This is a genomic window from Erwinia sp. TECH1 (genome assembly GCF_054057575.1).
In genome coordinates, this window is sequence record NZ_JBSRZK010000001.1 from 3,508,587 (window position 1) to 3,521,872 (window position 13,286).

A 13,286-nucleotide genomic window follows, 5' to 3' on the forward strand; every position below is an offset into this window, starting at 1 on the left:
CGACTTCTGCCGGATCCCTGCCATCCCCTTAAGGATTAGCGCAAAGTGAGCGCGGCGCAATGGTGGCGAAGATGAGGCTCGCAAACGTTTGCCTGCGCTGTTAGAATTGCCGCGCTTTATTACCAACCACCAACCGCAAACCGCGTGGGGATTTCGCAGTGACCGACAAAACCTCTCTCAGCTATAAAGACGCCGGTGTAGATATCGATGCTGGCAATGCTTTAGTCGACCGTATCAAAGGCGTAGTGAAAAAGACTCGTCGCCCGGAAGTGATGGGCGGACTGGGCGGTTTCGGTGCGCTTTGTGCGCTGCCGCAAAAATACCGTGAACCGGTTCTGGTTTCCGGCACTGACGGCGTCGGCACCAAGCTGCGTCTGGCCATGGACCTGAAGCGCCACGATGCCATCGGTATCGACCTGGTTGCGATGTGCGTAAACGATTTGGTGGTTCAGGGCGCCGAGCCGCTGTTCTTCCTTGATTACTACGCCACCGGCAAGCTGGATGTGGAGACGGCCGCCAGCGTGATCACCGGTATCGCAGAAGGCTGCCTGCAGTCCGGCTGCGCGCTGGTCGGCGGCGAAACGGCTGAAATGCCCGGCATGTATCACGGCGAAGATTACGACGTGGCGGGCTTCTGCGTTGGCGTGGTGGAAAAGTCGGAAATTATCGACGGCAGCAAAGTCAAAGACGGCGACGTGCTGATTGCGCTGGGTTCAAGCGGCCCGCACTCCAACGGCTATTCGCTGGTGCGCAAAATTCTGGCGTTCAGCAATACCGACCCGGAAACCACCCTGCTTGAAGGCAAGCCGCTGGCGGATCATCTGCTGGAACCAACCCGCATTTACGTTAAAAATATTCTCAGCCTGATTGAGCAGGTTGACGTCCACGCTATCGCCCACCTGACCGGCGGCGGCTTCTGGGAAAACATCCCGCGCGTGCTGCCGGACAACACCCAGGCGGTGCTGTCGGAGTCAAGCTGGCAGTGGCCTGCCGTGTTCGGCTGGATGCAGGAAGCGGGCAACGTCAGCCGCTTTGAAATGTATCGCACCTTTAACTGCGGCGTCGGCATGGTGATTGCGCTGGATGCCAGCGAAGCGGATAAAGCGGTAGAGCTGATGACCGCCGCCGGCGAAAAAGCCTGGAAGATTGGCGTGATTAAAGCCTCCGATGCCGAAGAGCGCGTGGTGATTAACGCATGAAGCGGCTCGTCGTGCTGGTTTCCGGCCAGGGGAGCAATCTCCAGGCCATTCTGGACGCCTGCCGGCAGGGACGGATCCACGGCAGCGTTGCTGCCGTGTTCAGCAACAAAGCCGACGCTTACGGCCTGACGCGCGCGCGCGAGGCGGGCGTGCCCGCCCATGCGCTGGCGGCCGCGCAGTTTGCCGATCGCGACGCCTTCGATCGCCAGCTGATGCTGGAAATTGACGCCTACGCGCCCGACCTGGTGATCCTGGCAGGCTATATGCGCATTCTGAGTGCGGATTTCGTGGCGCGCTACGCGGGCAGGATGCTGAATATCCACCCTTCCCTGCTGCCGAAATATCCTGGCCTGCACACGCATCGCCAGGCGATTGAAAACGGCGACGAAGAGCACGGCACCTCGGTGCATTTCGTTACCGAAGAGCTGGACGGTGGCCCGGTGATCCTTCAGGCCAAAGTACCGGTTTTTTCCGGAGATACGATCGATGAGGTCGCGGCGCGCGTGCAGCATCAGGAGCACGCTATTTATCCGCTGGTGGTCGGCTGGTTTGCGGATGGCCGCCTGAAAATGCAGGACGGCGCGGCCTGGCTGGACGGCGAGCAACTGCCGCCGGAAGGCTACGCCTGGGGCTAAAAGGGAAACCGGCGTTTCCCTTTTTTATTCAGCCATAGCGTCCCGTAATATAATCCTCTGTGCGTCGCTGGCGCGGCGCGGTAAAAATCCTGTCCGTTTCGTCAAACTCCACCACGCTGCCATGATGCATAAACGCGGTATAGTCGGATACGCGCGCGGCCTGCTGCATATTATGCGTGACCAGCACCAGCGTGAAATGCTGTTTCAGCGTGCTCATCAGTTCTTCAATCACCAGCGTGGAGATCGGATCGAGCGCCGAGGTCGGCTCGTCCAGCAGCAAAATTTCCGGTTCGATGGCGATGGCTCTGGCGATCACCAGCCGCTGCTGCTGGCCGCTGGAGAGCGTTAAGGCATTCTGCCAGAGGTTGTTTTTTACCTCTGACCAGAGCGCCGCCGCGCGCAGCGCGCTTTCCACCGCCTCGTCCAGCACGCGCCTGTCGCGTACGCCCTGAAGACGCAGCCCGTACACCACGTTTTCATAGATGGTTTTGGGGAACGGGTTTGGCCGCTGAAAAACCATGCCGACTCTTCTGCGCAGCGCCGCGAGATCCTCATTACCGCCCAGAATCGACTGCTGCTGCAGGCGGATATCGCCCGTAACCCGACAGCCGTCAATCAGATCGTTCATGCGGTTAAAGCAGCGCAGCAGCGTCGATTTACCGCAGCCCGACGGGCCAATCAGCGCGGTAATGCGGTTTTTGGGCACGCGTAGATCGATTGCCTTCAGCGCCTGTTTCTCGCCATACCACAGCGAAAGGTTCTCCACCTTCAGCGCGGTGTCCTGCTCGTTTGGCATTACGCTCTTCTCCATTAATTAATCAGCGCGCGGTAGCGTTCGCGCAGCCGGTGGCGCAGCGCCATCGCCAGCAGGTTCAGCGCCAGAATAATCAGCACCAGCAGCAGCGCCGTGGCGAAAACCAGCGGCCTGTCCGCCTGCGCGTGGGGATTCTGAAACGCCAGATCGTAGATTTGGAAGCCAAGATGCATAAATTTGCGGTCAAGATGCAGATAGGGGAAAACCGCATTCACCGGCAGCTCCGGCACCATTTTCACCACGCCAACCAGCATCAGCGGCGCGGTTTCGCCTGCCGCTCGCGCCACCGCCAGGATCAGCCCGGTCAGCATCGCCGGGATCGACAGCGGCAAAACCACATGCCACAGCGTTTCCGCCTGGGTTGCGCCCAGCGCCAGCGATCCCTGCCGCAGCGTCTGCGGAATGCGCGACAGCCCCTCTTCCGTGGCGACAATCACCACCGGCAGCGTCAGCAGCGCCAGCGTCAGCGACGCCCAGAGCAGGCCCGGCGTGCCGAAAGTGGGATCGGGCAACGCGTGCGCGAAGAAAAGCCGATCCAGGCTGCCGCCGACCAGCCAGACAAAAAAGCCCAGGCCGAACACGCCGTAAACGATGGAGGGCACGCCAGCCAGATTGACTACCGCGATGCGTACAAGACGCGTAAGAAAACCGTTGCCGGCATACTCATGCAGCCAGATCGCCGCCACCACGCCAAGCGGCATCACCACCACGGACATCAGCAGCACCATTAAAATCGTGCCGAAAATAGCCGGGAAATACGCCATCTTCGCCCAGGCTGCCGCCGGAAGCGCCGCTGACAAAATGCCACAGCTGCGAGCCAAAATGGCGCCACTTTTCGCCGTAGCTCATGGCGTTGGGATACCAGGCCGCCAGGATCTGCGTCAGCGGAATAAGATGCTGCGATCCCGTGACGTCGCGCAGCACCAGCACGGTGCCTTCGTTCTCCTGGCTCAGTCCGGTCAGCGCCTGCGCCTGCTGGCGAAACTGCCGCTGAAGCTCGGCGCTGTCCGCCTGCCAGATGCTCTGCGCCTGCGGCGTATAGCGCTGCTCCTGCTCCAGGCGCTGCCGTTTACGATCCAGCTGCTCCATTTCGCTGTTCAGCCGCGCCAGCGCCACATGGCGAATTTTTTCTGCCTGCCGCTGGCGCTGCCGCGTCTCTTTAATCCGCTGCTGTAGCACGCGCATCATATCGGCAGCCACCAGCGGCCTTCCGTTTTCGCGCAGGCCGTCAAACCAGCCGTAGGCCATACCGCCGACGCGACGTTGCAGGGCGATAACGTTGCCTGGCCGCTCCGTCGCGATAATATCGCTGCTGAGCAGGCTGTGAAAATCACTGTCGCTGAAGTCGCGGTTGCCGGTTTTAATCAGGTAACGCGTCACGTGTTCCGGCAGACTATCCGGCAGCGGCGCGCCGCTGGCCTCGAGACGCTCGCGCGGGACGCCCTGAGAGCTGGCGATTTCACCCAGCGTCTGCGGCGCATGATCCACCGTAAACAGCGTCACCGGCTGCGGCCAGAAGTAGCGCATGGCCGACCAGCCGAGCAGCGCGATCAGCAACAGAAACGCCAACAGGCTCAGCGCCACCGCGCCGCCGGTCAGCCATCGCCAGCGATGATTGCGGCTAACGGCGCTCATCCCTGCATTTCCTGCTGGCTGAAGCGCTGACGCAACCGCTGACGCACCAGCTCCGCCAGGGTGTTGACCACCAGCGTAAAGACCAGCAGCACCAGCGCGCTCAGAAACAGCACCCGATAATGGCCGCTGCCTGCAGCGGCTTCCGGCATTTCTATCGCCACGTTAGCGGAGAGCGTGCGTACGCCCTGTAACAATCCGCCTTCCGTCACCGGCGTGTTGCCCGTTGCCATCAGCACGATCATGGTTTCTCCTATCGCCCGGCCAAAGCCGATCATCAGCGCCGCAAAAATACCGGCGGACGCGCCCGGCAGCACGACGCGCGTTAAGGTTTGCCACTGCGTCGCGCCCAGCGCCAGCGATCCCTGCCCCAGCGACGGCGGCACGCTGAAAATGGCGTCCTCGGCCAGGGTGAAGATCAGCGGCACCAGCGCAAAGCCCATCGCCACGCTGGCGATCAGCAGGTTACGCTGCTGATAGCCGCCGCACAGGCTGTCGGCCAGGCTGACGCCCAGCACGCGATGTTCCAGCATCGGCAGCAGCCAGAGGCAGCCCAGCGTCACCAGCAGCAGCACCGGCAGTAAAATCCAGATTTCACGCCCTTCGTCGCACAGCCGCCTGCGCCATTTTTCCGGCAGCCGTTGTGAAACGTGGCTGCACAGCAGCAGCACGGCGGCCAGCGCCAGCGGCCACAGCAGCACGCCCGCCAGGCGATCCGCCAGCTGCGGCGCCAGCCACAGCCCGGCAATCAGCCCGATCACCACGCTGGGCAGCGCGCCCATCATTTCTATCGCCGGTTTTACCCAGCGACGCAGCGCGGGCGCCATAAACCAGGCCGTATACATAGCGGCGGCCAGCGCCAGCGGCGTGGCGAACAGCATCGCCAGTCCCGCCGCCTTCAGCGTGCCGACCACCATTGGCACCAGGCTGAACTTGCCCTGGTAATCGTCGTTGGCCGACGTGGACTGCCAGACGTAGTCCGCCTGCGGATAGTGCTCATACCAGACTTTTTGCCACAGATTGCGCCAGCTGATATCCGGCCAGGGGTTGCTAAGGTGATAATGCTGCCAGCTGCCTTGTCGCTCCACCAGCAGCCCGTCGCCGCGCGGAGCAAAGGCCGCGTTCAGCACACCGGGATCGAGCTGGCTGCGCAGCACCACGCCTTCCTGCTTGCTGGCGAACAGCTTAAATTCGCCCGCCGGGTTTAAGGTAGCGAACACGCGGCGATGCGCCTCGCTTAACAGCAGAGGCTGGTTGCTGGCGTGATAGAAAGCACGGATAGCGTTCAGATGCGGGCCGGTCGCGCTGGCGATATCAAACCACTGTGTGATGCTGTCGTGGTCAGCCATCAGCAGCGTGCTGCCCCCGCTGAGCTGGGCCAGCCGTTCCGGCTGTTGCAGTAAGGTGTGGGATTCGCGCAGCGTCAGACCGCCGTCGGTGATGCGCCAGACGCGCAGGCTGTTTTTGGCAAGGCCGTACAGCAGCCGTCCATCGGGCGAAATCATCAGCTGGCTGACGTCCGGCACGCTGACGCTGAAGCTTGCCGGCGCCTGTAGCGGCTGAAAGCGGTAAAGCGTGATCTGCGTGGCGCTGGCCTCGGCCACCAGCCAGCGGTTTTCCGCCGTCTGCGCCAGCGCAATAACCTTCGCGTCGGGATTGCCGCCCAGCGGCTGGTCGCCCAGCGGAAACTTCCAGCGCGGCTCCGCTTCGCTGAAGTCGGGCTGCACCAGCGTCAGGCCGGCGGCGCTTTTCAGCAGGACGCTGTCGTTATCCGTCGCAACGGCGACGCGGCCCTGCGCCAGCCATAGCGCAGGCACTTTCGACTGATTCATCAGCGAAAGGAATTCCGCCCTGCCCTGCGCGTCAATACGCCATCCCCACTGCTGCTGCGCGTCCATGCCCATTGCTACGGCCGGCTGGTCCTGATCCAGCGCAATGCGGCTAACGCTGCTGAGCGTCGGCGACGAAAAAAGCGGCACCACCACCCAGATCAGCCAGACGAACAGCAGCAGCATCACCAGCAAAATCGCCAGTCCGCAGGCCATCACCACGCGTCGGGTCAGCCGATCGATAAACTGCCGCCGCCGATCGTTATAATGTGCAGGAATGGGAATTGGGTTCATGCCAGTCTTCGCTATAAAATGCGCTTAAGCGCCTTATGTTGCCCGTATGTGGCTAATAAGACAATCGGGATTCGCCATAGACAGGGCTGTCATACTCTCGTCATAATGCCCCGAGACAATGCCTGGTTTTTTACAGGATCTGTGGAACGGAGTAAAAATGGGTCAGGAAAAGCTTTATATAGAGAAAGAACTAAGCTGGTTATCCTTTAATGAGCGCGTTTTACAGGAAGCGGCGGACAAATCCAATCCCCTGATTGAACGGATGCGGTTTTTGGGCATCTACTCCAATAATCTGGAAGAGTTTTATAAAGTCCGCTTCGCCGATCTGAAACGCCGCATTTTGATTGGGGAAGAACAGGGTTCGCCCGACACGCCGCGCCATCTGCTGAAAAAAATCCAGGCGCGCGTGCTGAAAGCCGATCAGGAATTTGACGGGTTGTATAACGATCTGCTGCTGGAAATGGCGCGCAACCAAATTTTTCTGATCAACGAACGTCAGCTCTCTCCCAATCAGCAAAGCTGGCTGCGGCACTATTTTAAACACGAGCTGCGGCAGCACATTACGCCGATCCTGGTTTATCCCGACACCGATCTGATTGAGTTTCTGAAAGACGACTACACCTATCTGGCGGTAGAGATTATTCGCGGCGAAAAGATTGACTATGCGCTGCTGGAGATCCCGTCTGATAAGGTGCCGCGCTTTGTCAACCTGCCGCCGGAAACACCGCGCCGCCGCAAACCGATGATCCTGCTGGATAACATTCTGCGCTACTGTCTGGGCGATATCTTCCGCGGCTTTTTTGATTACGATGCGCTGAACGCCTATTCGATGAAGATGACCCGCGATGCGGAATATGACCTGGTCACCGAAATGGAGTCCAGCCTGCTGGAGCTGATGTCTTCCAGCCTGAAGCAGCGCCTGACCGCCGAGCCGGTGCGCTTTGTCTATCAGCGCGATATGCCCGACGCGATGGTGGAGATGCTCAGCAAGAAGCTGAACATCAGCAACTATGACTCCATCGTGCCCGGCGGCCGCTACCATAACTTTAAAGACTTTATCGGCTTCCCGAACGTCGGCAAGGCCAATCTGGTCAACAAACCGCTGCCGCAGCTGCGCCACATCTGGTTTGACCGCTTCCGCAACGGCTTTGACGCCATCCGCAATCGCGACGTGCTGCTTTACTATCCTTATCACACCTTTGAGCACGTGCTGGAGCTGCTGCGCCAGGCTTCTTTCGACCCTGCCGTGCTGGCGATAAAGATCAACATTTACCGCGTGGCGAAGAATTCACGCATTATCGATGCGATGATCCACGCGGCCTATAACGGTAAAAAAGTCACCGTGGTGGTGGAGCTACAGGCGCGTTTCGACGAAGAGGCGAATATTCACTGGGCGAAACGCCTGACGGAAGCGGGCGTGCACGTGATTTTCTCCGCGCCGGGCCTGAAAATTCACGCCAAGCTGTTTTTAATTTCCCGTCGTGAAAACGGCGAGATCGTCCGCTACGCCCATATCGGCACCGGCAATTTCAACGAAAAAACGGCGCGGATTTACACCGACTACTCCTTACTGACCGCAGATGCCCGCATCACCAACGAGGTCAGACGCGTCTTTAACTTTATCGAAAACCCCTATCGCCCGGTGAGTTTCGAGCACCTGATGGTGTCGCCGCAGAACTCGCGTCAGATGCTCTATCAGCTGATTGATAACGAAATAGCCAACGCGCAGAAAGGCATTCAGGCCGGCATCACGCTGAAGATCAACAATCTGGTCGATAAAGGCCTGGTGGATCGGCTTTACACCGCCTCCAGCGTCGGCGTGAAGGTTAACCTGCTGGTGCGCGGCATGTGCTCGCTGATCCCCAATCTGGAAGGCATCAGCGATAATATCCGCGTGATCAGCATTGTCGATCGCTATCTGGAGCACGATCGCGTCTATATTTTCGATAACGGCGGCGACAAAAAAGTGTTCCTCTCCTCCGCCGACTGGATGACACGCAATATCGATTACCGTATTGAAGTGGCCTGCTGCATCCTTGACCCTATTCTGAAACAGCGGGTGCTGGATATTATTGGCATCCTCTTCAGTGATACGCTTAAGGCGCGCTTCGTAGACAAAGAGCTTAGCAACCGTTACGTTCCGCGCGGCAACCGCCGTAAGGTGCGCGCGCAGCTGGCTATTTACGATTACATTAAATCTCTGGAACAACCTGACTAACCACTATGCCAATATCCCAGAAAAGTACGCCCAAACCCCAGGAATTCGCCGCCATCGACTTGGGCTCAAACAGTTTTCATATGGTGATTGCCCGCGTGGTGGACGGCGCCATGCAGGTGCTCGGCAGGTTGAAACAGCGGGTGCATCTGGCCGACGGTCTGGATCACAACAACGTGCTGGCCGAAGAGGCGATTGAACGCGGCCTGAGCTGTCTGGCGCTGTTCGCCGAGCGTTTGCAGGGCTTCAGCGCGGCCAACGTTACCATCGTCGGCACCCACACGCTGCGCCAGGCGGTGAATGCGGAAGACTTTTTACGGCGCGCGGCGGACGTCATCCCCTACCCGATTGAAGTTATTTCCGGGCAGGAAGAGGCGCGCCTGATTTTTATGGGCGTGGAGCACACCCAGCCTGAAAAAGGCCGCAAGCTGGTGATCGATATCGGCGGCGGCTCGACCGAACTGGTGATCGGTGAAGATTTCGAACCCAAACTGGTGGAAAGCCGCCGCATGGGCTGCGTCAGCTTCGCCAATCTCTATTTCCCCGGCGGCGCCATCAGCAAAGAGAATTTCCGCCGCGCGCGGCTGGCCGCCACGCAAAAGCTGGAAACGCTCTCCTGGCAGTATCGCCTGCACGGCTGGCAGTACGCGCTGGGCGCGTCCGGCACCATCAAAGCCACGGTGGAAGTGCTCCAGGCGATGGGCGAGAAAGACAAGCTGATTACGCCAGAGCGGCTGGAGAGTCTTTATGACGAGGTGATTAAGCATAAGTCTTTCGACAGCCTGAGCCTGCCGGGCCTTTCCGACGAGCGTAAGGTGGTGTTTGTGCCGGGCCTGGCGATTCTCTGCGGCGTCTTTGACGCGCTGGCTATCCGCGAGCTTCGGCTTTCCGACGGCGCGCTGCGCGAAGGCGTGCTTTATGAGATGGAGGGCCGCTTCCGCCATCAGGATATTCGCAGCCGTACCGCGCAGAGCATGGCGAACCATTACGCTATCGACAGCGACCAGGCGCGGCGCGTGCTGGACACCACCGAACAGCTCTACGTCCAGTGGCGGGATCAAAATCCTAAGCAGGCGAATCCGCAGCTGGCCGCGCTGCTGAAATGGGCGGCGATGCTGCATGAGGTGGGGCTGACCATCAACCATAGCGGCCTGCATCGCCATTCGTCCTATATCCTGCAAAACACCAATATGCCGGGCTTTAATCAGGATCAGCAAACGCTGCTGGCGACGCTGGTACGCTGGCATCGCAAAGCGGTGAAGGTGGACGAGCTGCCGCGCCTGACGCTGTACAAGAAAAAGCAGTTTCTGCCGCTGGTGTTTCTGCTGCGGCTGGGCACGCTGCTGAACAATCAGCGCCAGGCGACTTCGACGCCCGATTCGCTGCTGCTGGAGACGGACGACGGCCACTGGACGCTGACCTTCCCCCGCGATTACTTTAGCCAGAACAATCTGGTTCAGCTCGATCTGGAACGCGAACAGAGCTACTGGAAAGAGGTGACCGGCTGGCAGCTGACGATCAAAGAGTCCGATGAATGAACCAGAAGCCCGACCATTACTACACCGAAAAGTATCAGCTTACCGCCCCGCACTCTGAAGTGGTGGCGGCCGTTAGTCAGATAGCGCCCGGCGGTCGGGCGCTCGATCTGGGCTGCGGCAGCGGGCGGAATTCGCTTTATCTCCATCTGAAGGGATTTGAGGTAACCGCCTGGGATCGCAATCCGGCGCGGCTTGAGCAAATTATTGCGGAAGAGCAGCTGAGCGGCATTCACACGGCGGTTAAAGATCTTAATGACGTGAGGTTTAACGGCGCTTACGAGCTGGTGCTCTCTACCGTGGTGATGATGTTTTTACAGCCGGAAGCCATCCCGCAGCTGATTGCCGATATGCAGGCCAGCACGGTACGGGGCGGCTATAACCTGATTGTCTCGGCAATGGACACGGAGGACTATCCGTGTTCGCTGTTCCCCTTCACGTTTAAATCCGGCGAGCTGAGCGAGTACTATCGCAAATGGCGGATCGTGAAATATAACGAGCATGTCGGCCAGCTGCACCGCACGGACGAGCACGGCAACCGCATCTCGCTGCGTTTCGCCACGCTGCTGGCGCAAAAAGAACGGGTGAAAGAGTAGCGGCTAGTCGGGCAGCCTCTGCGGAGGCGCCTCGTCCTTCTCCACCAGCGAATACAGCGGCTTTGCTTCGCCGTACAGCGCGCCCTGAAGGTAATCCACGCCCAGCTTGCGCAGCAGAGTGTCTGCCTCCTGCGTTTCCACATCCGCCGCCACAATCTGCATCTTTTTCAGCCGGGCCATAATGCAGGTTGATTCAATGATTTGATAATCCAGGCTGTTATTAAACATATTGCGGACAAACTCGCCGTTAAGCCGCAGCATATCCGCTTCGATCTGCTTTAACAGCGCGTAGCTGCCGTAGCCGTGGCCAAAGTTGCTGATAGCGACGCGGCAACCCAGATAGCGCAGCTGGTCGATGGCCCGATAGCCACCGCCGTGCGGCGTCAGCATCGGCGACTCTTCCACGTAAAAGATCAGCTGCCACGGCTCAACGCAGTAATCCTGTAACATCGCCTGTATCTCTTTCGCCAGCCCCGGCCTGCACAGGCTAAGGGTGAAAAGCTCCGTCGCAATGCGGATCCCGGGCAGCCTTGTCCGATGCTGGTTGATAAAAGAGAGGATCTGGCGCAACCGCCAGCAGTCCAGCTCCCAGGTTAAGCCGAACTCGTTGATGACCGCATAAAACTCTGTTGCCGGTACCGGTTCGCGATGGTCGTTTTCCAAAGCAAGCCAGACCGCGTGATAGTCGTCGCCGCGCACGCCGCAAATTCTCTGCGCAATCAGCTGGAAACCGTTGGATTTTAGCGCCTGCTGGATGGTATTCAGCAGCGCGATTTTTTTGCTGATGCGGTACTGCACCGGCTGCGTCATTTTCTGCTGCAGGTTCTCCGTTATGCCGCTGGTCAGCGAGAGCTCCGCCATGCCGCTCAGCTCGCCGAGCAGCTCATAAAGATGATTGACCGGCGGCAGGACGCTGCAATAGCTGACGCCGATACCGGGATGCACCGGCAGGCCGTCCCAGCTCAGGCAGTAATCTTTCAGCCGGGCCGTGATCTTTTCAATCCGCGCCAGCTGCCCGCTCCCTTCCAGCCGCATCACTAAATCGAAGCCGGGGAGCTGATAAACGTCTTCCTCCGGCTGAAGTTCAGGCTTCAAATGGGCGGCCAGGCTGCTTTTATAATGAATACGCAGGCGCAGTCCATAGATACGGCTCAGGCGATCCAGATCGGGGATAGTCAGAAAGCAGAGCGTGGAGCCGGGGCTGTTTGCCAGCGCCAGGCTTAGCGCGCGCAGATTAGGCAGATTCATGACGGGATCGTTTAACGCCGCCGCTTTGGTTCTGGCCAGCGTGCGGCGCTGGCGCGTGGTGATAGCCGCCATCAGCAGCAGGCTAAGGCTGAACACCAGCAGGTTGGCTGAAATAACCGCCAGCTGATAAGGCCCGGTATCCGGATGAAGAAAACGATCGCGCAGCTGATAAAGCACCATCAGCAGCAGCGCCCAGAGCAGGCCGGTAAAAAGATAGCCGAAACGCATCGCTGCCCAGAGCATTAAAGGCAGCATCAGGGGCAAACCGTATTCGGTGGCCAACAGATTCTGCCGGCCAGGCGCGACCTGTAGCAGCATGGTCAACAGAAACGCCAACAGCAGCGTCCATACCACGCCTTCCGTTTTGCTGACCTCGGGTGAAAACTGCTGGCGAAGGCGAAAGATCGTCAGCCGCAGATAGCCCGGGCTGCGCAGGCTGCGGACAACCAGATAGCAGACCGGCACCATAGTGACGCAAGCCAGCAGCACGGACTGAAAATTCAGCAACGTATGCAGCGAAAACGGTTCCCAGGGGAAAATCGAGCCTTTTAGCGGCACAAGGCCTGCCGTCGCCAGCCCCTGCATCATAAAAACAAACAGCGAGGGGATAAAAAAAGCCAGCCAGAACAGCCTGTTGGGCATCAGGCGCAGCTCGCCATAGCTGACGCCCCAGCGCCGTTTCACCTGAAGCCGGTAGCCGCTCCAGCCGCTTAACAGCACCAACAGCCAGGTAGCGGCGATCGCCGCCGCAGGCCCGGGCGCGTAGCGGTTAAAATAGTAGAGGCTCAGCCCTGTTGCTATCCCCGGAAAAGCCTTCCAGTCATACACCAGCAGCATCGCTATGATCATAGCCAGCGGCAGATAGATCAGATAAACGTAGCCATCCAGCATCCAAAGGCGCACCGAAAGCTGCGTGGTGAGCGGCATCAGAATAGCCGGCAGAATAAGGGCTAGCCCCCAGGGGCTTTGACGGAAGCGGTTAAGGCGGGCCGTGATGATCATGATACTCGCTGGATAACAGGGCGATCACGCCCGAACAGGATAGGCCGGAGCAGACCGGCGCTGGCGTATCCGCAATACTATGCATATTCCTCCGGCTAAAATTGATCTTCATCATTTTCAGTGCTTTTCTCTGCCAGAATCTCGCTGCCGTCAGGGAAGCTGAGAGGTAAACCCGCCGCGCCGCGCGTCTGAACAAAGCCCTCTCCTTCGGGCGATCGGCATTGACCTGGCAGCCGCGCTGTGTCTAAATTGTGCAATTGCCTACGGGCTAACTTCAGGAAACTTGC

At 59.3% G+C, this 13,286-nt stretch carries 8 protein-coding genes and 1 pseudogene; 5 read left to right on the forward strand and 4 right to left on the reverse strand.

Annotated features, from left to right (window positions below):
* Window positions 1-158: 158 nt before the first annotated feature.
* Both purM and purN read left to right on the forward strand, forming a co-directional pair.
* Window positions 159-1,199: a phosphoribosylformylglycinamidine cyclo-ligase gene (gene purM / locus ACVWZ0_RS16460; RefSeq protein WP_253459391.1), complete on the forward strand. Its 1,041-nt coding sequence runs from the start codon at window positions 159-161 to the stop codon at window positions 1,197-1,199.
* Entirely contained in the window at window positions 1,196-1,834 is a 639-nt protein-coding gene (gene purN, locus ACVWZ0_RS16465) for a phosphoribosylglycinamide formyltransferase (RefSeq protein ID WP_253459388.1), read from the forward strand. Before purM ends, purN begins: the two co-directional genes overlap by 4 nt.
* A gap of 28 nt (window positions 1,835-1,862) precedes the next feature.
* Here the strand turns inward: purN and pstB are convergent, their stop codons facing one another.
* From pstB to ACVWZ0_RS16480, 3 genes and pseudogenes are all read right to left on the reverse strand, one after another.
* Window positions 1,863-2,630 carry a phosphate ABC transporter ATP-binding protein PstB gene (gene pstB, locus ACVWZ0_RS16470; protein WP_253459385.1) on the reverse strand — a complete coding sequence of 256 codons (768 nt, stop codon included), beginning with the start codon at window positions 2,628-2,630 and terminating at the stop codon, window positions 1,863-1,865.
* 14 nt (window positions 2,631-2,644) lie between these two features.
* A pseudogene (gene pstA / locus ACVWZ0_RS16475) lies at window positions 2,645-4,283 on the reverse strand (phosphate ABC transporter permease PstA).
* Window positions 4,280-6,403, reverse strand: coding sequence for an ABC transporter permease subunit (locus ACVWZ0_RS16480; RefSeq protein WP_253459380.1), 2,124 nt, complete (start codon window positions 6,401-6,403; stop codon window positions 4,280-4,282). The pseudogene pstA and the gene ACVWZ0_RS16480 overlap by 4 nt, the downstream one beginning before the upstream one ends.
* Window positions 6,404-6,560: 157 nt before the next feature.
* Here ACVWZ0_RS16480 and ppk1 point away from each other — a divergent pair, with 157 nt between their 5' ends.
* The 3 genes from ppk1 to tehB are packed head-to-tail and all read left to right on the forward strand — an operon-like array spanning window position 6,561 to window position 10,749.
* Window positions 6,561-8,621, forward strand: a complete 2,061-nt coding sequence (ppk1, locus tag ACVWZ0_RS16485; protein ID WP_253459378.1) for a polyphosphate kinase 1 — start codon at window positions 6,561-6,563, stop codon at window positions 8,619-8,621.
* Between the two features lie 5 nt (window positions 8,622-8,626).
* On the forward strand, window positions 8,627-10,156 hold the full coding sequence (gene ppx / locus ACVWZ0_RS16490) for an exopolyphosphatase (RefSeq protein WP_253459376.1): 1,530 nt from the start codon (window positions 8,627-8,629) through the stop codon (window positions 10,154-10,156).
* Window positions 10,153-10,749: a tellurite resistance methyltransferase TehB gene (gene tehB, locus ACVWZ0_RS16495; RefSeq protein ID WP_253459374.1), complete on the forward strand. Its 597-nt coding sequence runs from the start codon at window positions 10,153-10,155 to the stop codon at window positions 10,747-10,749. Before ppx ends, tehB begins: the two co-directional genes overlap by 4 nt.
* Before the next feature lie 3 nt (window positions 10,750-10,752).
* Here the strand turns inward: tehB and ACVWZ0_RS16500 are convergent, their stop codons facing one another.
* Window positions 10,753-12,999: a sensor domain-containing phosphodiesterase gene (locus ACVWZ0_RS16500; protein WP_253459372.1), complete on the reverse strand. Its 2,247-nt coding sequence runs from the start codon at window positions 12,997-12,999 to the stop codon at window positions 10,753-10,755.
* Window positions 13,000-13,286: the final 287 nt, after the last annotated feature.